This is a genomic window from Bartonella sp. AP3QHHD, from assembly GCF_042195765.1.
Lineage (GTDB): Bacteria > Pseudomonadota > Alphaproteobacteria > Rhizobiales > Rhizobiaceae > Bartonella.
This window is the reverse complement of sequence record NZ_JBHIPC010000040.1, coordinates 1-22,732: the sequence shown is the minus strand read 5'-3', so window position 1 is coordinate 22,732 and position 22,732 is coordinate 1. Positions and strand designations below refer to the sequence as shown.

Sequence of the window (22,732 nt, the reverse complement as noted above, 5' to 3'; positions counted from 1 at the left end):
TCTACAGATCTTTATCCATAATTGATTGTATTGTTATTTTTGGATATGATGTATCGTTTAATAATCTGAGTTTATGAAGCTGCTCCTTTGAATTATCTACAGAGGTCATATATTGGGGAGGCGTGTCTGTTGAGGGAGATGAGTTAGATAAAATCTGAAAGATATTTACTAAAATAGTGAAAGCAATTTTAGTTTTTTCATGGGGAATAATGGAGGCATTTTATAGTAATGCTGAGGGAAAGTAGCCTCTCAAAAAATTCCTGTTGTCAAGGATTTTTGTTTTGTTATCAATGTGGTTTGATATGCTTATAGTATAGATTTATGCTTTGTATCTTTGCTTACACAATGAAGCCTTCTTAGCAAAGCTCTCCTTTCAATGACCAATTATTTTTCTACTTACTTAGTTTATCCAAAAGATTATCTTTCATAAAAGAAGAAATAAGTTTTTAGTATCTTAATGCTTCATTGAAGTGAACTCATCACATTGAAAAAATATCTAGACAAAAAATTGGAGATAAAACGTCAGGTGCGTTTTATTGCTCTAGGGAGGGCTTGAACACTTTTGTTTTTTCTAGTGAACAAAAACAGATATTTATTATGGGAACATTCAAAGGGGAGATAAGTTGAAATTAGGAGTGACTGATGGGATCATTATTGATTGACGTTAATAACGTCTCAAAAATATATCGCAACATTGACAGAGAAATTGGTTTTAAAAACAAGGTGTTTTCTCTCTTCAAGCCGGATTATACAAATCATTATGTGTTAAAAGATATGAGTTTCACCCTCTTTTCAGGGCAATCGTTAGCAATTCTTGGCCCTAACGGAGCGGGTAAATCGACACTGATTAAAATACTTTCTGGTATACAATACGCTGATGAGGGATGTGTTAAAGTCCTTGGTGTTGATCCTTATAAAGCGAAGAAAAATCTGTTCAAGTCTTTGGGTGTGGTCTTTGGTCATAAGAATTGTTTATGGTGGGATTTGCCCTTACGCTACAGTCTGGATATGGTTCAACCATTATATGGTCTTGAACGCGCCTCTTTTACCCGTGATCTTAAAGAGATCGCTGAGTTACTGGGTCTTGAGCATATTATGGATAAGCCAGTGCGGATACTTAGTCTGGGTGAGAGAGTGAAAAGTGAATTGGCATTTAATCTCTCCTTTAGACCTAAACTGTTGTTTCTCGATGAGCCAAGTATTGGTCTTGATCTTACATCTAAGCATGAAATCAGGGAGCTTCTTAAAAAACTGAAAAGGGAGCGTGGCACTGGGTATATCATCACAAGTCATGATATGGGAGATATTGATGGATACGTCGATGATATTATTCTCTTGCATAAAGGAAAGAAACAGTTTCATGGTAATCTTCATGCGCTTAAAAATGTCATTCCTTCTTTGGTGAGAATGACACTTTTTTGTGAACACTTGGCGGCACCTTCAGCTGTTGTAGAAAAAATTGATGAGATTGCGTTGAAATTATCTACTCCTTTAAAAGATAAGTACTTTAACGCTGAAGAATGCTCGCTGGAGGTTTCGTTGCCCCGTGAGGATTTTGCGCGTTTTGTACGCGAAATTACAACCAAATTGAACTGTACGTTCTCTGTATCCACTCCCTCGCTTGAAGAGATGCTCCGTGTTAAATTTAAAGAATTTATCTAACCACTGCTTTGGTATGTTTCTTTTTGCCAAGAATGGATTACTGACTGTTCTAAGTGATAGAGCAATGTTTTTTACCGATATTATCATTGGGACACTTTCGCCATTTGTTATTCAACTTCTATTATGGAATGCACTTTTCTCTGATACGGGCAACACCATAAATGGCTTTAGCTTTTATGATATGATGTATTATTATGCTTTTGCTTTAGTCCTAGGTCGCTTAAATAATGGTTATAATGTGATTAAGTTTTTCTCTCATCATGTTAAAGAAGGTCAATTAGAAGTATATCTTACAAAGCCCTTTAGTTATATGACACAAATGCTTTTTACTTTTTTAGGGGAGAGTGTATTATATAGCATTCCCTTATTGGCTCTTTTTGTTGTTAAGCTTGTTTTATCCTATGAAAATATTCTGGGATTGGTCATCGCTTTTCTGTTCTTTTTTTTGGTTGTTATTCTATCACAATTGCTTTGTTTTTTAATCTCTTTTGGAATTGCCTTATTAAGCTTTTGGGTGATTGAGTACAATATATTACTTTCTTTCAGTATTCTCAGTTCAGCGCTTCTTGGGGGTGTTCTTTTACCACCATCTTTTTGGCCGGTGTGGCTTATTCCGCTTATGCAATTTAATCCTTATCGTTTCATGATATCAGCTCCTGCCGAGTTTTTCGCGACGCAAAATTTAGCGTTGTTTCAGCAGTTTATTTTCGGAAGTTTTACTTATATTTTGTGTTTTTTATTCTTAATTTATATTGCTTGGAATAAAGGGATGAAAGCATATAATGGAGCAGGTGGTTGAGATGAAAATCATCCTTCATTTTATCAGTCTGAATATCCGCCGACAGATTGTTTATGGTAAGAATTTGGCTGGGGAGTTTATGCTTTCTCTATGCTATTATTTTATTCAATTCATATTTATTGATAGAATATCTTCTTTTTCAGGAAAGATCGGTAACTATAGCAGAGATGAAATCCATTTTATCTTTGTTGTCTTTGTTTTACTTGGAATATTTTTGAATATTTTTACTAATTCTATTGAAACGTTTTTTGAAAAAGTAGCGGATGGTAAAATTGAACCATACTTGATAAAGCCCGTTTCAATCTGGTTGTTGATGTTGTTTGGTTGGTGTAAACCTCTTAATTTGATCAAGCTCTTTGTCCTTTATGTTAGTGCCTATTTATTTGTATCATTACCGAATATTTCTGATCTTAAGCTAAGATGGATCTCTTTTATTGTTGCAATATTTTGTGTTTTTATCGTCAATATTTGTTTTTTCATGATGTTCAATTTTATAACATTTATTATTAGCCGTAAGATGCCTGTCGAATATTTTCATGAAATGATTTACGAGCTTTCATTTGTGCCAATAGGAATTTATCCTTTAAGCATTGTAAAATGGCTTTTGTTTATGCTTCCCATGGCTTTTTCTGCTTCCTTGCCTGTGTCATTGTTGCTTGGTAAAGACGAATGGAATATTGGATATCTTCTGTTGAGCGCTTTTCTTTCCATGGTCATGACTTTCATAAGTTATAAGAAAACAATGCGTAAATTTAATGGATTAGGGGGATAATATAAAAGTCATCATGATTATAAAAATAAAAAATTGAGTGAAAATTCTATCGTACTGTAAAATATCGTTATTTATCCTGGCGGTATAGGGTATGTAAAATTTACACATGAGGATTTTTATTAGACATATTCATGCATAAAATCGGTCGTATTTCTATAGCTATGAGCAAAGAATTTACAACAGAAATCATAGAGTTAAATTTCTTGGTTTTAGATCAGTTTTAGTTTGAGTTTGGATGGCTGCTTGATGACACAAGCCAATTGTAAGATGGTGTACAATATTAGTAGTGCTTTCTCCTCCGAGCAAAATTTACTTTTGTTGCGTTTATAGTGCTAAAAAACTGTCAAAGATGGGTAATTTTTATATGTGCAAAATGTGGTTATTCGTGCGGATTTTGTTGGTACATTCAATATATTATTACGTGGATGAGTTTTTGCTTAAACAATAAGAAAATTGACAGAATAAAGCTTTTAAGTTGCCCGATAGAAAGCTAAGAGCTTCGCCAAACAACATGATAGCAATTATCAAGACAACAATCACATAGAGATTTTTCAGCATGCTGAGCAGTCAAAATTCAGTTAATAATTGCTTGGAAATAAAAGGATTCACCAATCCAAGCAGGCAAAAACGATGGCAACGCAACTGAGTTCAATAACATAATTAAATATATTTCTTTGTTGTTCTTGTAAACAAAGAGAATTATACTTTATTTTCTTGTGAATTTCTTATTCTATTTAATAGAAAGATAATTATTATGTAATATTTTAGTATTATTATAAATATTATTATTTAATTAAAAATATACAATTTAAACACATACAATATAAACATAATATATTTATATTATTTTAAATAGGTTATTTTAAAAAGTAATTAAATAAGATATTATTTTGTAAAAAAATATTTTCTATTTTTTAAATATTAATAAGCTCATTTTTCAATTTTTCTTAACAATGATAAGAGTAAAATGGAGTTTTACATCCTCTTTTACAATAAATAAAAATTATACTTTAATCTGGTGTTACTCTCTAAGCTTAGAGCTATACAGATGTTATTGCTTATCATTAATAAAACTAATGTGATTGATGGCGTAGAGATTACAAAGGGCTAAATTTTTTTGCATGTAATTCATATCTTTTACAAGACTTTAAAAATAACACAGAAAAAATGAGAGAGGAAGGGATAGTGAACAAGAGTGATAAGCTTTTTCATTTTCTAGTGTTATGATTACTTTTGTATTTTACGGTTCATTCATTGTATGTATGATCAATTCCAAAATTTTTATTTTAAGCTTATAGTGAATCTATATTTTAGTCTGTTATTGAAGTGTTGTAGTGATTGAGATTAAAATATCACAATAGTGAACACTCTGATTTAATAGAGAAGATTGTTTGCTAGCAAATAATCTATCCATATCAACGTTATTTAAATTTTTTATGATTTATATTTTTAATCATTTTATCTTAGTTAGAAAGAAGGTGTATTCATTTTTATTTCTCTATTTTATCTTAAAGTCGTGGAATTATATTAATGTTAGAAAGTTATAATTCTGGAAGACAATGAACTTTATTAAAATTATTCCACGTTCTTGTAGAAACGCATGGCTGTGAAATTGTTGAAATGTGTAATAGCATATGGCATTAGATTTGGCGCATTCACCAAAGTTATCCCTTATCTTACCTAATTTAGCTTTTTTAATCAAAGAGTTAAGCTGGTTCTTACGCTAATTGTAGCTGGGGCAAATATTTTTTCTCAATCTATACTAAGGAAAAATTATTTTATAAAAATATTTATTTTACTATATTATACAAAAAATAAAAATATTATGTGTAACAAAAAAACAACATATTGATATTTTTTATATTATAAAATCATAATAATATTTATAACAATAAAGCTAAATTTATAATAAAAACAATAAAATAATTTTATTTTAATATATTTTTATCATTAAACATACATAATGTAAATTACAAATAAAATAATTGACAATTATTAAATAAACATGTAGCGGATATATTATAAGTTTAATATAACACAAAAATAACAATAAAATAAAATTATTAATTAAATTTTGTATTATATTTTTATTATTAGAAGATAAATATACTTTATCGATAGATAACGGAATGTTTTCTATTTAGAGGGGGCGGTAAAGAAAATTTATTTTACTAAATATTGTAATTAGGTGGTTATGATGAAAATATTCAAGCATTGTATAGTATGTTTTGTTGCAGTAGCGATTTTCTTTTCACAGATTTTAAGAGCCAATGCTGATTCTTTAAATGGCAGATTTCAAAATGCTGGTTTTATTTCTGTAATGACACAGGAAAATAGAGTTATTAAAGCTGTTGATATGATTATTAGCCAGTTTGGAGGACAAGGGGCTGAGAAAAATGTCCAAAAAGTTGCGGGTTTAATGGGGTTGGAGACAGCGATTTTTGGTCTCATCGCATATCTTGTATATTTCTTTACTAGAAAGCCACCGAGTCCTAACAGAGAGACAGGTGGAAGAACATTCGATGCTTTTGCTCATAGTTCATGGGCTTTGAATTAAAAGATATTATCCTTGATAAACTTTGAATTATGCTGTTATTGAATGTTTTATATTAAATAAACCGTGATATTTAATCACGGTTTATTTATTTTTTTTAATCTTAATGACCTTGATAAGTTTATCCTTTTATATCATTAAGATATTGTTTTGTGGATGCCTGTATATGGTGCATTAAATTCAGCTAATCAGTTGCTTTTTAAATTTACTTAAATTTTTTTCTCTTCAAAATGCGCATTTGAGCTAAGTTTGTGGTTGATATTTTTTTTATGATGAAAACGCGAATGCATTAATTGAGATATCCATAAACTTTGTATATCAACTCAAAAAATACAAGGTCACACAATCTTACGACTATTTGTGGGTTTTATGTTGATGAACTGAATAAGTATAGCGATGCGTCTTACAAATATTTGCAAAAATGCTTTTATTGGAATCTTTTAATCTCTTTGTGGTTTACAATTCATTTTATCATTTTATCTTAAGCAAAGAGAATGTGGATTCATTTCTATTTCTCTATTTTATCTGAGAAGGGTGGAGTTATACGAATGTCAAAAAAAGTCATGATCGTGGAAGATAATGAGCTTAATATGAAGTTATTTCGCGATCTTGTAGAAGCGAGTGGTTATGAAACCGTTGAAACGCGTAATGGTCTTATGGCATTAGATTTGGCGCGTTCATCAATGCCATCTCTTATTCTTGTGGATATCCAGTTGCCAGAGGTCTCTGGAATAGATGTTATTAAACAATTAAAAGAAGATGAAAAACTTCGATCAATCCCCGTTGTTGCTGTAACAGCTTTTGCTATGAAAGGCGATGAGGAGCGAATTCGTGCCAGTGGATGTGAAGAATATATGTCAAAGCCTATTTCTGTCCCTCATTTTATCACAATGGTAAAGCATTTCTTGGACTAAAGCTTGTTAAGTGATAATAGAAAAAACATTGAAAAGCTTATAAGATTGCTAAAGTCGTCGCGTAAATGTTTTTATGCTTCAGCACGTGGATATATTCAAGTTAGTAAAACAGATTTTAAAAATTGAAACTGAAGTTTTGAATTTTTTCGGTCTATTTTTCTTGCCTTTTATCTTAAGAGAAGAGGTTGTTTTGCATTCTTGTTTTTTCTAATCGGTATAGATTTGTTCCTACATTCATCTAAAAGTCTGTTTTAGCAGTTTAAAAAAGCCCCGTTTTTGTCCGAGGCTTTATGCATTGTACAAAAAATGAAATTAACGCTTTGAGAATTGGAAAGAACGACGTGCTTTTGCTTTACCGTATTTCTTACGTTCAACAACACGGCTATCACGGGTAAGAAAACCACCTTTTTTTAAGATTGAGCGAAGTTCTGGTTCGTAATAGGTTAAAGCTTTGGAAATGCCATGGCGCACTGCACCGGCTTGTCCGGAAAGCCCCCCACCAGCAACGGTTGCAATAATATCAAACTGGGTATCCCTGTTTGTTGCAACAATTGGTTGACGAAGAATCATTCTAAGAACAGGACGAGCAAAATATTTGTCAAATTCCTTATTGTTGATCGTGATTTTTCCAGAACCTGGTTTAATCCATACGCGTGCAACAGCGTCTTTACGCTTTCCTGTTGCATAAGCACGTCCTTGTGAATCAAGCTTTTGCACGTGGACAGGAACAACATTTTCATGTGTTTCTGTAATACTTGTTACTATGCTAAGCTCAGAAAGAGAATTAATTTCAGCCATAATCAAGCAATCCTTTTGTTTTTGCGGTTTAAAGCACCAACGTCAAGAGATTCAGGCTGTTGTGCTTCATGTGGATGTTGGCTTCCAGCGTAAACACGTAGATTCTTCAATTGACGGCGACCAAGAGGTCCACGAGGAATCATACGCTCTACCGCTTTTTCAATAACGCGTTCGGGAAAACGCCCCTCAAGAAGTTGACGTGCTGTACGTTGTTTGATTCCACCAATATAGCCGGTATGCCAATAATATTTTTTATCCGTATATTTTTTGCCAGTGAGAGCTATTTTATCTGCATTAATGACAATAACGTTGTCACCATCATCAACATGTGGAGTAAATGTAGCTTTATGTTTGCCACGTAAGCGGTTAGCAACAAATGTGGCAAGACGACCTAAAACAAGGTTTTCTGCGTCAATAATAACCCATTTTTTCACCACTTCAGTTGGCTTTTGTGAAAAAGTTGCCATAGAAGTATCCTTTATTAGAACCCTTTTAATATAAGGGAATTTTTACTGTTTTGCGTTGAAAATTGTTACCATAGCGAAATATTTAACGCATACCACTTGTTCTGATATAATGTCTTTTGATTGACGTCAAGAGAAAATAAAAACTTTATAAAACAACATGTTATGAGAAAGGTATTATAATACTACATTAAAGAAGTTTGTGGACCATTTAAATTTAAAATGAATGTTGCAAAAGACTATTTTATCTTTAACGCATGATTGTATTTTATCGTTCTTCATTATAAAATAAGTAATAATGCAGTGGTCTCGTTATTTTCTTAATGTTGAATCTTCTGCTTGTGGTCAAGCTTGGTTAGATGCCCTTGATGTTCAAGGGATAAATAATGCGCGCGCTATTTCTCAAAAATTTGGTTTTCCAGATCAGTTAGCTCGAGTACTTTCAGCAAGAGATGTGGATGAAGCTGAGGCTATTGCTTTTATTAATCCAACATTGCGTACACTTATGCCGGATCCAGAAAGTTTTAGGGATATGCAATGCGCTGCAGAGCGTATTGTTAAGGCTCTTCTCAATCAAGAACAGGTTGCTGTTTTTGGTGATTATGATGTTGATGGTGCTTGTTCTTCAGCACTCATAGCGCGTTTTTTTCGTTATTTTGGTATTGAAGTCAAAATTTATATTCCTGATCGTATTGTTGAAGGCTATGGTCCGAATGAACAAGCAATGAGGATGCTTGTGCAAGAAGGTGCTCGGTTAATTATCACTGTTGATTGTGGCGCAAATAGTCCAGATGCGGTAAAAGCAGCGAGGCTTGCTGGTGCTGATGTTGTGATTTTAGATCATCATCAAATGTCAGAGATTCATCAAGAAGCCGTTGCTCTTGTCAATCCTAATCGCCCTGATGATTTTTCTAAACAGGGGCATTTATGTGCAGCGGGCGTTGTTTTTGTTACGTTAGCTTGGGTTCATCATTTGCTGCGGAAAAAACAATTCCAAGGGCAGCTGCCTGATCTTTTAAGTATGCTTGATCTTGTTGCATTGGCAACCATATGTGATGTCGTTCCATTACAGGGGGTTAACCGTGCTTTTGTGATAAAAGGGCTTCAAGTTGCTCGTTCTATGCATAATCCAGGAATAACAGCTTTAACAAAGGTTTCACGAATAGGGGAGCCGCTTAATAGTTTTCATTTAGGTTTTTTATTAGGTCCTAGAATTAATGCAGGAGGGCGCATTGGTGATCAAGCTTTGGGAGCACGTTTGCTTAGCTGTGAGAATAAAGATGAAGCGGACAGAATAGCAGAACAATTAGATCAGCTTAATCAAGAACGCCAAGAAATGGAGAACATTCAATTAGCACAAGCGGAATCTTACATTGCATCTCTTTATCAAGATCAAGAAATACCCTTGTCACTTGTAATTTCTCATAAAGAATGGCATCCGGGAATTATTGGTATTCTTGCTTCCCGTCTCAAAGAGCGTTTTTTTTGTCCTGTTTTTGCTATTGCTTTGAAAGAAGATGGAAATGGCGTAGGGTCGGGACGCTCAATTAATGGTATAGATTTAGGAGCACTCGTTCGTGAAGCTGTTACATTAAATTTATTAGAAAAAGGAGGGGGACATAGTATGGCCGCAGGAATTATAATTCAATCAACAAAAATTGAAATCTTTCGAAAATGGCTAGAAGAAAAAGTTTCTTTAATGGTTTCACAGTTGCGTGCAAAAAAATCTCTTAGTATAGATGGTTCTCTTTCTGCTTCTGGTGTTAATGAAGCACTGTTTGAATTGCTTGAAAAAGCAGGGCCATTTGGAGCAGGGAATGCAACACCTGTTTTTGTTCTTCCCTCTCATAGACTGGTGAATCTATCTGAAGTTGGTAAAGGACATCTTCGCCTCGTTGTATCTAATGTTGAAGGAAAAAAATTGCAAGGAATAGCTTTTCGTGCTGTAGGGACATCGCTAGGTGATTTTCTTTTTGAAAATATTGGTGAAATGATTCATTTAGCTGGTCATCTTAGTTTGAATTATTGGAATGGAACGATCAATCCGCAACTGCGCGTGATTGACGCAGCTGCAGTGGTTTGAAAGGGATGTTTTTTACATTAGATGTCTAGATTAGAAGCAAAAGTAGAGTTTTCTTGTATGAAACGAAATCGTGCTTCTGGTTTTGTTCCCATGAGACTTTCTACAGTCTTTTTCGTTTCTTGCATTTCCACGGCATCAATAGAAACACGAAGCAATGTACGTTTTTGAGGATGCATAGTCGTTTCTTTAAGTTGTTCTGCGCGCATTTCACCCAGCCCTTTAAAACGCCCGATTTCGATTTTAGCTTTTCCAGTAAATTCAGTTTTGAGCAATTCATCCTTATGAATGTCGTCACGAGCATAAGCAACTTTTCCTCCTTGCGATATTCTATAAAGGGGAGGGACGGCAAGATATAAATGTCCCTGATGAATAAGGTCAGGCATTTCTTGAAAGAAGAAGGTAATGAGCAGTGACGCAATATGAGCACCATCAACATCAGCATCTGTCATGATGATAATACGTTCATATCTAAGATCTTTTTCACGATACTTGGAGCGTGTTCCACATCCAAGAGCAAGGATAAGATCGCTAATTGTTTGGCTTGAGTTCATTTTTTCATGTGCAGCATTGGCGACATTTAAGATTTTACCACGAAGAGGTAAAATTGCTTGGTTTGCTCTATTTCTTGCTTGTTTAGCAGATCCTCCTGCAGAATCCCCTTCAACAATGAATAGTTCAGCACCCAAAGCATGGTTCTGGCTACAATCTGCAAGTTTACCGGGCAGACGTAATTTACGGACAGCAGTTTTTCGACTTATTTCTCTATCTTGGCGTCGTTTAACACGTTCTTCAGCACGTTCAATAACCCAATCGAGAAGTTTTGTTGCTTCTTGTGGGGAATTTGCTAACCAATGATCAAAAGGATCGCGGATTGCATTCTCAACGATACGCTGTGCTTCAATGGTTGCTAATCGATCTTTTGTTTGTCCAACAAATTCAGGGTTACTGATAAAGACTGAAAGTATTGCGGCTGTTGAAATCATAATATCGTCAGACGTAATAATCGTTGCGCGCTTGTTTCCTATTAACTCAGCGTAGGATTTCAATCCACGCAAAAGAGCTTGACGTAATCCTATTTCATGTGTTCCGCCTTCTCCTGTAGGAATCGTATTGCAGTAAGATTGCACACAAGAATCACCACCATGCCAAGCGATAGCCCACTCAACGGAGCCATGGCCATTATTGTGTTGTGTTTTGCCAGAAAAAATTTCTGACGTTACTCGATATTCATCTTTTAGTGACGAAAGTAAATAGTCTTTAAGCCCATCGGGAAAATGAAAAACAGCTTTTTCAGGAATATTTTTTACGCCTTCAAGTATGACGGGATCACAAGACCAGCGAATTTTTACGCCACCAAAAAGATAGGCTTTGGAGCATGTCATCTTATAGATTTTTTCTGGATCAAAAGCTGCTTTTTCACCAAAAATTTCATGATCAGGATGAAAACGAACGCGCGTACCACGACGATTATAAACATCTCCCAGATCTTCCAATCCAGATTGAGGAATACCACGTGAGAAACGTTGGCGGTAAAGTTTTCGTTCTCGTGCAACTTCAACTTCCATATCATCAGAAAGAGCATTGACGACAGAAATTCCTACTCCATGAAGTCCACCTGCAGTTTGATAAGCCTTTCCATCAAATTTTCCCCCTGAGTGGAGTTGTGTCATAATAACTTCAAGAGTCGATTTCTCAGGCATTTGAGGATGATTTTCAACAGGAATACCGCGTCCATTATCTGTAACGGTTATATAACCGTTCCTATCTAATGAGACCTCAATAGAATCTGCATAACCCGCAACAGCTTCATCCATCGCGTTATCAATAATTTCGGCAAATAAATGATGAAGCGCTTTACTGTCTGTTCCACCAATATACATTCCAGGGCGTAAACGTACAGGCTCTAAACCCTCAAGAACTCGAATAGAGAGGGCATTATAGTCATCTTCTTGCGTATCTTTTGCACTTTTTCTTGAAATCATCGCGTTTGATTTCATTGGAGACTGCAGAGTGTTTTCTTTTGTATTTACCCGAGATTGGGCTTTATTTAAAACACTAAAAAGATCCTTTTTGTTATCGCTCATAGCGTTTAACTATCCACCTCATAAAATCAAATATTATTAAAATAATTTTATGCCTGTTTTTTATTTAAAAATCAATGCACTTAGGAAACATCGATTGTTGGGCCAAAAATTTGTTCAAAAGCGTGTTTGAGAGCAATATCAACATCATGTATTGCTACATGGCAACCGAGATTAAGAAAGCTTGTTACACCGTGGTTTGTAATTCCACAAGGAACAATTCCTGAATAATGGGCTAAGTTAGGATTAACATTGATAGAAACTCCATGAAAACTTATCCATTTGCGCACTCGAATGCCAATAGCTGCAATTTTATCTTCGGAAGAAAGATCATTTTGTTTTGATGGGCAATGAGACTGTTTAACCCAGACACCAACGCGATCTTCTCTGCGTTCGCCTTTAATATTAAAGTTGGCAAGCATCTGTATGATCCATTCTTCTAATGCACTAATGAAAGCACGAATGTCTTGTTTTCGGCGTTTAAGATCAAGCATGATATAAGCAATACGCTGTCCTGGACCGTGATATGTAAATTCACCTCCACGTCCTGCTTCATAAACAGGGAATAAATTAGGCGCTAAAAGATCTTTTTTATTTGCACTCGTTCCCGCTGTATAAAGGGAAGGGTGTTCAAGAAGCCAAACTTGTTCATGCGCGGTTTTTGCAAGAATTTTTTCTACACGTTCTTGCATATAACGCAGAGCTTCAGGATACTCAACTAGATGATCACTTATCTTCCATTCAACGGGTGGATTTCCTAGAATTGCATTAAAATGATGTGATAAGTGATTACGATCCGTATGTTTCAATTCAAATGTCATTGGTAATATTTATCTTGATGTTTGAGTTTATTTTGTAATCAATAAAAGTGATTACAGAGTAAGGTATAGAATTGTTGAATAAAAGAGAATACGTTCATAAATTTTATCTTAAGAAGATTTGCTACGCTTAAAAATCCACGTTCCTTTTACCATCTTCCTGTTGCACCACCACCACCTGATGATCCACCACCACCCCTAAATCCCCCTCCACCTCGAGGACCACCGAACCTTCCACCAGGATATCTGCCACCGGCACTTAAGTTAAGAAACCAAGGTGTGAAGATGATCCCCAGCCAGAGATACTTTTGTGGACCCACTTTTTTACCAAAAATCATTGCAAGAATGGGCAAACCAACGACTATAAAGAGAATGAGAAACATGATTGTATTTATAATTATTTCTTCTTTTTCAGCTTGTTTACGTTGTTCTTCAACGATTTTAGCTTTTTCTTTGATGCGAAAAGTAAAATCAGAATCACTTTCTGTAATAACTTTGATAATTGCATCAACTGCTTCAGCAATTCCTTTTTGATAATTTCCTTCACGAAAATTAGGAATCATGAAGCTATTAATAATGACAGAGGAAAGAGCATCTGTTAGCTCTCCTTCCAAACCATATCCAACTTCGATACGTGCTGTGCGTTCATTCGGTGCAATGACCAGTAATACACCATTATTGATCTTCTTTTGGCCTAATCCCCATGTACGAAAAAGAGAATTGCTGTATGTTTCTATATCATTGCCAGAAAGAGTAGGGAGTGTCACAAGAACAATTTGATCTCCCGTTTTCTCTTCGAGTGCTGCCAGTTTTTTTGTCAAGTCTTCTTTGGTTGCATTATCGAGCAAATGAGCCACATCATTAACATAACCTGTTAAATGAGGAAATTTTATTTGCGAACAAGCGATACTTCCCAATGCAGCAACTAAATACAGAGAGCAGATAAAAGCCCATAATTTTGGAAATACAATACGTTGCAAAGAGTATCGAAATGATTTCATTAATTAAAATTAACCTTTGGTGTTTGTTGGCTATCAGTATCGATGGTAAAAGTTGGCATAGGTTTAGCATCACGAAACCATAATTTTGCCCAAATCATCGTCGGCATTGTTTTGAGTGCAGTATTGTAGGCACGTACTGTTTCAATATAATCGCGGCGCGCAACGGAAATACGGTTTTCTGTTCCTTCTAATTGTGATTGAAGAGCAAGAAAGTTTTGGTTTGCTTTAAGATCCGGATAGTTTTCAACAACAGCCATAAGCCGCGAAAGTGCACTTGATAAATTTGCTTGATTTTTGAGATATTGCTGCATAACTTCTGGATTATTCAACATATCTGCATTAATGTTGACCTGCGTTGCTTTGGCGCGTGCTTCAATTACATTTGTGAAAACGCTTTGTTCATGAGCTGCGTAAGCTTTAACTGTTTCTACAAGATTGGGGATGAGATCTGTACGACGTTGATATTGATTGAGCACTTCACTCCATGCTGCATGTGCTTTTTCTTCATTTGTTGGTATCGTATTAAATCCGCACCCACTTAAAAATGGCACTAACCATGCCAAAAAAATCACGATTGGAAATTTTTTTAATATTTTAAACATTGAAGAAGTTTGTACATTTAACATAAAGATGTCTCCACAGATATTTTATGTATTATATAGGGTTTATTTTCTTGGTGGAAAGTATTTTGAACTTTATAAACAGGCGTATTTATCAATAAATTGATATCTCTATGCGTTTTAGGTACGCTTAAGTGACTTGTTGATATTAAAATAATAATAGTAATATAGATGTCATCTTATAAAAGATCAATAATATTTATATCAATTATTATTACAGAAAATTATATTATTTTCGTAGGAGTTTTGGATTTCGCAACGTGCAGATAACAATTGGAAAAGAGAAAAATGTAAGTATCAATCTTATGGAAAGATAGAAGGTCAGGGCAGTTCTTATTTTCCTCCTTTAGAAGTTATGTTTAATAAATTGGATAAAAAAGGCTTTTTTATTATGTATGGTAGTAATTGAGAAGGAGGGTGAAAGTCCTATGATAGAAAGTGTTCAGCGGCAAAGTGAAAAGTTTGATGGATTGGCTAATGATTATGATCGTTATCGTCCTCGCTATCCCCTTACTTTATTTAAAACCATGCTCCATCCTTTTAAGAACAAAAAGCATTTGTCCATTGTGGATGTGGGTGCTGGGACAGGCATCGCATTAGAGGGAATTGTTAAATTTTTAGGAAATGAGCACCAATATCATGCTATCGATGTATCGGCAGATATGATTAAGCAGGGGCGAAAAAAATTTCCTACGGTGCAGTGGTATCAGGGCCGTGCCGAATACCTATTGCCTCAAATTGGCGAGGTTGATCTTGTCATTGCAGCGCAAGCGTTTCAGTGGATGGATCGTTCTAAGTTGCTTTGTTCTGTTTCAGATCAACTTCGGGTCAATGGTGTCATGGCGGTTATTCAAAATAATCGCGATTTCCAGCATAGCGAATTTCTAGAGGCTTATGAGACATTGTTAGAGAAAATGAGTCCGAACTATTCTCGGTATTATCGTAATTTTGATTTTTTACAGGAAATGAGTGATGGCTTTGGGGTAGATCCAGAAAAGATTTTTTTTCATACGCACAATTGGACGATGATGATCCCATCTGAAGCTTTTATTGGAATGAGCCGCTCTTCAACGCAAGCGCAACGCGCTATTGCTTTCTATGGGGAAGAATATTTGCGGCAATTGGTCGCATTGATAAAGAAATATGAAGTGCAAGGCAATTTGGAGCTTTTGTATCGAAGTGAGCTCTATATGTATGCAGGATAATCCGATATCGATGATTGCTTTTGCTCTTTTAGCACATCAGAGTGGGCGGTATTCAGGAAATTAACGCATTATTAAGGCAGACTTTGAGGGGGAAAGTTTTTTTCTTCAGCATTCACATTGACATCTTATTACCGTTGATTTTCATTATTCATTTAATATGAGAGAGTTTAAATAGAAAATTTATGCACTGCATTATAGCATCGAAGCGCTTTCTTTACTGCAGTTTAACAACAGATTATTTTATAAAATGGAAAGAGGTAGATTGAATAGAAATATTTGATAATTCTTTGTTTTTATGATTGCTTTTTATTATTAAATGAGAGTGTTTTTAATAAATTTTGACAAAAATAACTGAAAAAGTACAAAAAATTATCATAATCAGAAATTTGTAGTAAAAAAGGTAATGGCTTGGAAGAACCTTTAAAAAACAACTCATTTTGAAATTATCTCTAAATTCAGATTGAATATAACAAAAAGTAAAATATAAATATGCTATATGAAGCATTTCTCTTTTTAGAAGATATAATATAAAAACAATATATTAATTAATTTTTTTTGATATAAGAAAACTTCTTTTATTTTCTATTTTAAATAACGGGTTAGTCCGAGTCTTATGTGGTTTTATTGAAGATGTGTTTTTCAAGGTTTAATCTGGCGCTTTAAATACAATTTTAGAAGTGGCAAATAAGCTCAATTTTTTCTCTGTTGTGATGTGTTGAATAAGTTTTTTAATTTTCTATAGAGTTTAATTTTTGCAATCATGATAGATTGTGGCAGCTATCTATTTAAGGTTTTTATAAGTTTAGTAGGAATAGCTTGATGATAAATCCATTGAGTTCTCCATCTTTACGCTTCATAAAAGAATAAGCCTGCACCATCACACACTTTGTCATTTTCCAATGTTGCGACAGCCCTTGACATGGTTTATAAGAGGAGTTTTTAGTCCTTTTTTGTACAGTTTTATCCATACGACAATCTCGCTTATGACGTGCAAGCGAATGGTTTTGATTGATTCAACATACACAGATTTGGAATGAAAGAATCTTAAGATATTCCGCTCTCTCATTTAATATTAATAATGCTAGATCATGATTATAAATTAATGTGTTGTCTATTTTTGAAATCCATGACCTTGGTTGAGCTTGTCAATATTTCATTTTCATTTATCGTAAACTATTCTACTTTTGAATAATGACTCCACTGTAAGGAATGTCTTTAAGAAAGCATTCTCGTTTTAAAGAGTCGTTATAGTTTTTTTGTTTTATAGAAGGATCAATAATGCTAAACATTATACTTTGATAAAAAAAGAAAGTAAATTATGACTATTATACTGAAACCGAGCGAAGTGACGCTTAGTGAACTTGCAGCTATTTATTTTAATGGTGAAGTGAGTAAACTTCATAATGACACGCATTTAGCTATCAAGAAAGGGGCTCAGCGCATTGCTGAAATTGCTGCTGGAAGTGAGCCTGTGTACGGTATTAATACTGGTTTTGGGAAGTTGGCTTCCATTAAAATTGATGCGGACGATGTCGCTGTTTTACAGAGAAACCTTATTTTGTCCCATTGTTGTGGGGTAGGAGAGCCTTTAGCTGAAAATATTGTGCGTTTGATAATGAGCTTAAAGCTTATCTCTTTAGGAAAAGGGGCTTCAGGAGTTCGTCTAGAATTAGTAAATTTGCTGGAAAATATGCTTGCAAAGGGCGTCATTCCTGTCATCCCTGAAAAAGGGTCTGTTGGTGCTTCAGGTGATCTAGCTCCACTTGCTCACATGGCGGCTGTTATGATGGGAGAAGGGGAAGCATTTTTTCAAAATATTCGTATGAGTGGGGCGGTTGCATTAGAGAAAGCGGGATTGTCCCCTATTATTTTAGAGGCAAAGGAAGGTCTAGCTCTTATTAATGGGACTCAAACATCAACAGCCCTTGCACTTGCTGGTCTTTTTCGAGGTTATCGGGCATTGTGTGGTGGATTGTTGGCAGGGGCTTTGACGACAGATGCTATCATGGGATCAACGGCGCCATTTCATCCTGATATCCATATTTTACGAGGACATTATGGGCAGATTGCCGTATCGAAAACATTAGAAAAGCTTGTAGAGGATTCAGAAATTCGTGCAGCACATTTACAGGGGGATGAGCGTGTACAAGATCCTTATTGTATACGTTGCCAGCCACAGGTCATGGGGGCATGTTTTGATATTTTGCTGGCAGCAGCAAAAACACTGATTATTGAAGCAAATGCTGTTACAGATAATCCATTGATTTTAAGGAATGGTGAAGTTGTATCAGGTGGGAATTTTCATGCTGAACCTGTAGCGTTTGCTGCTGATCAGATTGCTCTTGCTTTATGTGAAATAGGATCTATTTCTCAACGGCGTATTGCTCTTATGGTTGATCCAGCAGTTTCTTATGGACTTCCAGCCTTTTTAGCACATAATGCGGGTCTTAATTCAGGTTTTATGATTGCTGAAGTAACAGCGGCAGCTTTAATGTCTGAAAATAAGCAAATGGCCCATCCTGCTTCCGTTGATTCAACCCCAACTTCTGCCAATCAAGAAGATCATGTTTCAATGGCTTGCCATGGAGCGCGTCGGTTATTGGTAATGAGCGAAAATCTTTTTACACTTATTGGCATTGAAACGCTTGTTGCAGCACAAGGAATTGAATATCGTGCACCTTTAAAAACAAGTACTTTTTTGCAATCTGTTATGGAATGTCTACGAAAAAATGTTGCTTCTCTTAAGGAAGATCGCTATCTGGCTCCAGATCTTCATCAAGCACATATACTTGTGCGTGAAGGGCACTTATTATCTGTTTTACCAGAAACAATTTTTCCTTCATTAAGTTTTCAATAGTATTTGTTTTAAGGTCAATGCTGAAGGGGGGATATTGAATTTTGAAACTTCCTCATATGAAAATATAGAGGAGCAATACTATATTTGAATTATTTAATAAATTATATATTTATTACTGTATATATCTGATTTTTGTAGTTAACTAGATATTTTGTTATTTTATAGAAACTATAAAATTAAAGCACCTATATTTTCTGATTTATATCAGAAATTTTAATATAAGTTAAATAATATATACGAATTATATATTCGTGATATTGTATTTTTATAAATATAAATTATGATATATGTATTGTATCAAGTAAAAATAAAATTTTTATTTTATATTCTTCTTATTTTTAATACTTTATGAATTTTATAGTTCATTTTTGATATTTAAAATAAAAAAGGAGAAAAGAATGTTTAAAAGTGCTAAATTATGTGTTTTAATAACACTTCTTTTTTTCTCTCAAATTCTTGAGATTCATGCAAATTTTAGGAGAGCTAGCTTTCCAGAGGAAGTTTTCATTATGATAGTGGCCCAAGAGAAAGAGCCTCTTATTTCAGCGAAAAACAAAGATTTTATTGCTATCTCAGGGCAAATTCCCAGAGGTAATGAGAACGCTATCATCGGACCAATAATCAAAGATGCTCTTTTTATCGTATATTTTTTTTTCATTGGAAAGCTTGTCGTTAAGGCAGCTGGAGTCCTTAAAAGATGGGTTGTAGATAAATTTTCTCATGCTTTTGAAAACTTGCGAGATTCGTATTATCATTGATTGAGCTATTCAATTGGCATAAAAAGTTTGTTTTATGGGCTCAAAGAAAGTTTGCTTAAAGTAACAAAAAATTAATTGTATGCATAGTTAATGTGTTTGTTATGAATTTTTAGGCTTCTATTTCAGTGCACCGAAATAGAAGCCTAAAGTTTAGATTACATTAAGGTTAATTTTCTCTGTAAAAAAACTAGAGAATACGAAATGAATTAAATGACAATTATGAAAAAATTCATTATCACTTTATTTGAATAAAATAATACGAAATTGCAGGCTATAAAAGCTGAATAATTCGCAATATATAAAAGCTGAATAATTCGCAATACGCAATAAAAGTATTTTTTCATTGTTTAGAGCAAAGTGTTGGACTGGCTGGTCTTCGATGTTTTTTGAAATATATTTGTGAAAGAAACATGAGGCTTTATTTCTCATAGAGCTGTTATCGTGGTGTGGATTGTCAGCATTTCAAAAAGTAAGGAAAGAAATGGCAATAAATGAACTGAAAAGAGGGATGAGTAAACGCCAAGTTATTTTTTTAGCTCTTGGTTCTGCTATTGGAACAGGTCTTTTTTATGGGTCTGCACAGGCAATTAAGCTTGCGGGTCCCAGTGTTTTGATTGCCTATTGTATTGCTGGTTTAGCTATTTTTATGGTTATGCGGGCTCTAGGAGAGATGATACTTCATAATCCATTGCCTGGTTCTTTTGCTCGTTATGCGGCAAATTACATATCACCATTAGCAGGTTTTTTAACGGGATGGACATATGTATTTGAGATGATTCTTGTTGGTTTGGCTGATATTACAGCTTTTGCGACTTATATGGGGTTTTGGTATCCTGATGTTGCTCCTTGGGTATGGGCACTGAGTATTACATTAATCATCACAGGTATTAATTTAGCTGCTGTAGAAGTCTATGGTGAACTAGAGTTTTGGCTATCTTCTATTAAAGTTATCGCTATCATTGCGATGATTATTTTAGGAATAGCAATTATTTTTTGGGGGTGGGGTGAAGGTACAGATTTTTCTACCGTTACTGTTCATAATTTATGGAAAAATGGTGGACTTTTTCCCAATGGTTGGTTTGGTTTTTTAGCTTGCTTTAGTGTTGTTGTTTTTGCTTTTGGTGGCATAGAAATCATTGGCATGGCAGTCATGGAAGTTCAAAACCCTCATCAAACGATTTCAAAGGCAATTAATTCTACTCCAGTTCGTATTTTGCTTTTTTACGTCATGACGTTAGCTATTTTAATGTCTCTTTATCCTTGGAATGAGATTGGTCTCATGGATAGCCCTTTTGTATCCATTTTTGAAAATCTTGGGATTTCATATGCAGCAAATATTTTAAATATTGTTGTTGTTACAGCGGCTATTTCAGCAATGAATAGTGGAATGTATGGTGCTTGTCGTATGATCCATGGTTTATCGCAGGAAGGTTATGCTTTAAAAAAGTTTCAATATTTATCAAAAAACGGTATACCAGTTTTTGTTATTTTGATGATCTTTGGTATTTTTCTTCTTGGTGCTGTCCTTAATTATTTTTATCATGAAAAGCTTTTTTTTCTTATTGCTGCAATGGCAACATTTGCGACAGTTTTTGTTTGGATGATGATTCTACTTTCACAATTTTTTATGCGAATTAAGATGCCTAAAGAAGCTCAGAATGGTTTAAAATTTCCCATTCCATTTTGGCCAATAGGATCGATTTTTTCTATTTTATTTATGGTTTTTATTTTTATTCTCCTATGGTACTTTGATGAGACACGACCAGTTTTAATTATAGGTGTTAGTTGGATTGCTTGGCTTGTTATTTGTTTCTATGCACTTAAACTTTATAATTTTAAGCAACGGTAACAAATAATAATTAAATCAAAAAGTTATATTTGTAGTAAGGGATTAGGTGCTTATTGATTCTATTATGTTTTTTTATCTCTATCCCTAACTTTTTTGGAGCTTTTGTATCGATTCAAGGGAGAGTTTTTTGCGATCTGCGCTCTTGGTATAAAGAGATGCCATACTGTCATTTGTCCAGCCAAAGAGTGCTTTCAATTGTGATACTGTTGCACCAGAGTTAGCTGCGCGTGTTGCTGCTAATTTTCTTAAGCCATGCGCTGATTTTTTGATACCTGCTTGGGTACAAGCATTATAAAATGTAATTCCGAAGCTTTTTTTGGGTATTTTTTTTCCGCGTTTACCACAAATGAATGTTTCTTCTCCAATAGGACCAACTTCAAGCGTTTTGGCTAATTCCGGTAAAATAGGTAGAAAGACATCTGTTTTAAATTGGCTCTTTTCTGTTTTGATGTGAATGATATTATTCTTTACATCTTTCCAGCCAATGCGGACCGCATCACCACGACGCAAACCCGTATACAAAAGGACATCAATCCAAACGCGTTCATGGGTACCATGGGACCATCTTTGATAATATTTCTCAACATCTTCTTCTGTCCAAACAGCAAACCCATCTTTGTTATGAAGGGCTGGTCTTTTAACACCTAAGGCTGGATTATTTTCTAAAAGACCTTGGTCAATCGCCCAATTAAAAAGCCCATTAAGGGCTTTCAGAAAGTTTCTAGCCATTGCTGGTGTTTCTTTGCGTCGTTCAACGCCGGCTATGATATGTTTCTTTTCAATTGCTTTGTATGGAATGTTTCCTATGGTATCACATACCTTCATAAGGATGAGTTCTTTTTGTTTTTTTGTAGCTTTAGTGTAGCTATGCCAATTAGAGCTGTTAAAGTATTGTTTAAGCAGCCATGCAAATGACCCTTCAATCAGTTTGCCGATTTTCGGTTTTGGAGGGATTATGCCTTGTAATTCGGCAAGTGCGCTTTTGTAGTTGTCAACAAACTCTTGTGTTCCATAAGTTCCGCGTATTCTAATACGTTTTCCATGACCAATACGTACATACCATACGATTTTGCCATGTTGGGTAATTTGTTTAACGAGATGAGGGGGGCGTGGTTTTGGCATGATCAATTTTACATCTTAGAGAGTGCGATTTCGTAATATTCATTCTTTGACAAATCTAAAAGTTTGTCTGGGTGTGCTGTTGAGTTTGGTATTGGAATATCTGCTTTAAGATAGATAAGCAGTTCACCGGTAGGTTTGATTTCTATGAGTTCGCATTTTTGCTTTTTTGCTTCTCTTAAAGCTCGTGCAATGTCTGCTTGCGTTATGATAGCTTTACGAGGCGCCATATCTTTTCTCCTACATTGAGACGCAATTTACCCATTTCGTGAATCACGCATGACTTAAAAGTTGTTATGAAAGGGTGGGGGTGCTCGTAGATATGCGGGGAACAAAACACCCCCATAAGGTTAAGCAGCTTTTGTTGAGAGTTGTTTT

18 protein-coding genes are annotated in these 22,732 nt (G+C 34.7%); 10 read left to right on the top strand and 8 right to left on the bottom strand.

What is annotated here, in order from left to right; all coding sequences use genetic code 11:
• Positions 1-642: 642 nt before the first annotated feature.
• The 5 genes from ACFIL7_RS02150 to ACFIL7_RS02130 all read left to right on the top strand — a co-directional run bounded on the left by ACFIL7_RS02150 (position 643) and on the right by ACFIL7_RS02130 (position 6,701).
• Positions 643-1,662, top strand: coding sequence for an ATP-binding cassette domain-containing protein (locus ACFIL7_RS02150; protein WP_375636967.1), 1,020 nt, complete (start codon positions 643-645; stop codon positions 1,660-1,662).
• Entirely contained in the window at positions 1,637-2,461 is an 825-nt protein-coding gene (locus ACFIL7_RS02145) for an ABC-2 family transporter protein (protein ID WP_375634737.1), read from the top strand. Before ACFIL7_RS02150 ends, ACFIL7_RS02145 begins: the two co-directional genes overlap by 26 nt.
• Entirely contained in the window at positions 2,445-3,233 is a 789-nt protein-coding gene (locus ACFIL7_RS02140; RefSeq protein ID WP_375633785.1) for an ABC-2 family transporter protein, read from the top strand. Before ACFIL7_RS02145 ends, ACFIL7_RS02140 begins: the two co-directional genes overlap by 17 nt.
• 2,197 nt (positions 3,234-5,430) lie before the next feature.
• Positions 5,431-5,790 carry a hypothetical protein gene (locus ACFIL7_RS02135; RefSeq protein ID WP_375613153.1) on the top strand — a complete coding sequence of 120 codons (360 nt, stop codon included), beginning with the start codon at positions 5,431-5,433 and terminating at the stop codon, positions 5,788-5,790.
• A gap of 545 nt (positions 5,791-6,335) precedes the next feature.
• Positions 6,336-6,701: a response regulator gene (locus ACFIL7_RS02130; RefSeq protein ID WP_345096953.1), complete on the top strand. Its 366-nt coding sequence runs from the start codon at positions 6,336-6,338 to the stop codon at positions 6,699-6,701.
• A 312-nt stretch (positions 6,702-7,013) separates the two neighbouring features.
• Here ACFIL7_RS02130 and rpsI read toward each other — a convergent pair whose 3' ends face one another.
• Both rpsI and rplM read right to left on the bottom strand, forming a co-directional pair.
• A complete protein-coding gene (gene rpsI, locus ACFIL7_RS02125; RefSeq protein WP_015856545.1) occupies positions 7,014-7,499 on the bottom strand; it encodes a 30S ribosomal protein S9 in 486 nt (161 codons plus the stop codon).
• Positions 7,500-7,501: 2 nt separating this feature from the next.
• Positions 7,502-7,966, bottom strand: a complete 465-nt coding sequence (gene rplM / locus ACFIL7_RS02120; RefSeq protein WP_015856544.1) for a 50S ribosomal protein L13 — start codon at positions 7,964-7,966, stop codon at positions 7,502-7,504.
• A 295-nt stretch (positions 7,967-8,261) separates the two neighbouring features.
• On the opposite strand from rplM, the gene recJ reads away from it, so the two are divergent.
• Positions 8,262-10,046 carry a single-stranded-DNA-specific exonuclease RecJ gene (gene recJ, locus ACFIL7_RS02115; RefSeq protein ID WP_375634738.1) on the top strand — a complete coding sequence of 595 codons (1,785 nt, stop codon included), beginning with the start codon at positions 8,262-8,264 and terminating at the stop codon, positions 10,044-10,046.
• Between the two features lie 17 nt (positions 10,047-10,063).
• Here recJ and parE read toward each other — a convergent pair whose 3' ends face one another.
• The 4 genes from parE to ACFIL7_RS02095 form a co-directional block, all read right to left on the bottom strand.
• Positions 10,064-12,130 carry a DNA topoisomerase IV subunit B gene (gene parE / locus ACFIL7_RS02110; RefSeq protein ID WP_375643287.1) on the bottom strand — a complete coding sequence of 689 codons (2,067 nt, stop codon included), beginning with the start codon at positions 12,128-12,130 and terminating at the stop codon, positions 10,064-10,066.
• Between the two features lie 80 nt (positions 12,131-12,210).
• Positions 12,211-12,948, bottom strand: a complete 738-nt coding sequence (gene lipB / locus ACFIL7_RS02105; protein WP_375633782.1) for a lipoyl(octanoyl) transferase LipB — start codon at positions 12,946-12,948, stop codon at positions 12,211-12,213.
• A 146-nt stretch (positions 12,949-13,094) separates the two neighbouring features.
• Positions 13,095-13,946 (bottom strand): TPM domain-containing protein, encoded by an 852-nt coding sequence (locus tag ACFIL7_RS02100; protein ID WP_375633781.1) that lies wholly within the window; start codon positions 13,944-13,946, stop codon positions 13,095-13,097.
• Positions 13,946-14,572: a LemA family protein gene (locus ACFIL7_RS02095; RefSeq protein ID WP_375633780.1), complete on the bottom strand. Its 627-nt coding sequence runs from the start codon at positions 14,570-14,572 to the stop codon at positions 13,946-13,948. The genes ACFIL7_RS02100 and ACFIL7_RS02095 overlap by 1 nt, the downstream gene beginning before the upstream one ends.
• Positions 14,573-14,994: 422 nt before the next feature.
• On the opposite strand from ACFIL7_RS02095, the gene ACFIL7_RS02090 reads away from it, so the two are divergent.
• The 4 genes from ACFIL7_RS02090 (at position 14,995) to ACFIL7_RS02075 (ending at position 21,235) form a co-directional block, all read left to right on the top strand.
• Positions 14,995-15,771: a class I SAM-dependent methyltransferase gene (locus ACFIL7_RS02090; RefSeq protein WP_375634740.1), complete on the top strand. Its 777-nt coding sequence runs from the start codon at positions 14,995-14,997 to the stop codon at positions 15,769-15,771.
• A gap of 1,318 nt (positions 15,772-17,089) precedes the next feature.
• A complete protein-coding gene (gene hutH / locus ACFIL7_RS02085) occupies positions 17,090-18,628 on the top strand; it encodes a histidine ammonia-lyase (protein WP_375634741.1) in 1,539 nt (512 codons plus the stop codon).
• Positions 18,629-19,026: 398 nt separating this feature from the next.
• Positions 19,027-19,386 (top strand): hypothetical protein, encoded by a 360-nt coding sequence (locus ACFIL7_RS02080; RefSeq protein ID WP_375634742.1) that lies wholly within the window; start codon positions 19,027-19,029, stop codon positions 19,384-19,386.
• A gap of 481 nt (positions 19,387-19,867) precedes the next feature.
• Entirely contained in the window at positions 19,868-21,235 is a 1,368-nt protein-coding gene (locus ACFIL7_RS02075; RefSeq protein WP_375634743.1) for an amino acid permease, read from the top strand.
• Between the two features lie 84 nt (positions 21,236-21,319).
• On the opposite strand, the gene ACFIL7_RS02070 is transcribed toward ACFIL7_RS02075, so the two are convergent.
• On the bottom strand, positions 21,320-22,357 hold the full coding sequence (locus ACFIL7_RS02070) for a tyrosine-type recombinase/integrase (protein ID WP_375683289.1): 1,038 nt from the start codon (positions 22,355-22,357) through the stop codon (positions 21,320-21,322).
• Positions 22,358-22,365: 8 nt separating this feature from the next.
• Entirely contained in the window at positions 22,366-22,584 is a 219-nt protein-coding gene (locus ACFIL7_RS02065) for a hypothetical protein (protein WP_375643864.1), read from the bottom strand.
• Positions 22,585-22,732: the final 148 nt, after the last annotated feature.

What these genes read in the sequence shown, in the direction of transcription:
- ACFIL7_RS02150 (WP_375636967.1), top strand. Translation starts at nt 643, where the DNA reads ATGGGATCATTATTGATTGACGTTAATAACGTCTCAAAAATATATCGC.
- ACFIL7_RS02140 (WP_375633785.1), top strand. Translation starts at nt 2,445, where the DNA reads ATGGAGCAGGTGGTTGAGATGAAAATCATCCTTCATTTTATCAGTCTG.
- ACFIL7_RS02135 (WP_375613153.1), top strand. Translation starts at nt 5,431, where the DNA reads ATGAAAATATTCAAGCATTGTATAGTATGTTTTGTTGCAGTAGCGATT.
- ACFIL7_RS02130 (WP_345096953.1), top strand. Translation starts at nt 6,336, where the DNA reads ATGTCAAAAAAAGTCATGATCGTGGAAGATAATGAGCTTAATATGAAG.
- rpsI (WP_015856545.1), bottom strand. Translation starts at nt 7,499, where the DNA reads ATGGCTGAAATTAATTCTCTTTCTGAGCTTAGCATAGTAACAAGTATT.
- rplM (WP_015856544.1), bottom strand. Translation starts at nt 7,966, where the DNA reads ATGGCAACTTTTTCACAAAAGCCAACTGAAGTGGTGAAAAAATGGGTT.
- recJ (WP_375634738.1), top strand. Translation starts at nt 8,262, where the DNA reads ATGCAGTGGTCTCGTTATTTTCTTAATGTTGAATCTTCTGCTTGTGGT.
- parE (WP_375643287.1), bottom strand. Translation starts at nt 12,130, where the DNA reads ATGAGCGATAACAAAAAGGATCTTTTTAGTGTTTTAAATAAAGCCCAA.
- lipB (WP_375633782.1), bottom strand. Translation starts at nt 12,948, where the DNA reads ATGACATTTGAATTGAAACATACGGATCGTAATCACTTATCACATCAT.
- ACFIL7_RS02100 (WP_375633781.1), bottom strand. Translation starts at nt 13,946, where the DNA reads ATGAAATCATTTCGATACTCTTTGCAACGTATTGTATTTCCAAAATTA.
- ACFIL7_RS02095 (WP_375633780.1), bottom strand. Translation starts at nt 14,572, where the DNA reads ATGTTAAATGTACAAACTTCTTCAATGTTTAAAATATTAAAAAAATTT.
- ACFIL7_RS02090 (WP_375634740.1), top strand. Translation starts at nt 14,995, where the DNA reads ATGATAGAAAGTGTTCAGCGGCAAAGTGAAAAGTTTGATGGATTGGCT.
- hutH (WP_375634741.1), top strand. Translation starts at nt 17,090, where the DNA reads ATGACTATTATACTGAAACCGAGCGAAGTGACGCTTAGTGAACTTGCA.
- ACFIL7_RS02080 (WP_375634742.1), top strand. Translation starts at nt 19,027, where the DNA reads ATGTTTAAAAGTGCTAAATTATGTGTTTTAATAACACTTCTTTTTTTC.
- ACFIL7_RS02075 (WP_375634743.1), top strand. Translation starts at nt 19,868, where the DNA reads ATGGCAATAAATGAACTGAAAAGAGGGATGAGTAAACGCCAAGTTATT.
- ACFIL7_RS02070 (WP_375683289.1), bottom strand. Translation starts at nt 22,357, where the DNA reads ATGCCAAAACCACGCCCCCCTCATCTCGTTAAACAAATTACCCAACAT.
- ACFIL7_RS02065 (WP_375643864.1), bottom strand. Translation starts at nt 22,584, where the DNA reads ATGGCGCCTCGTAAAGCTATCATAACGCAAGCAGACATTGCACGAGCT.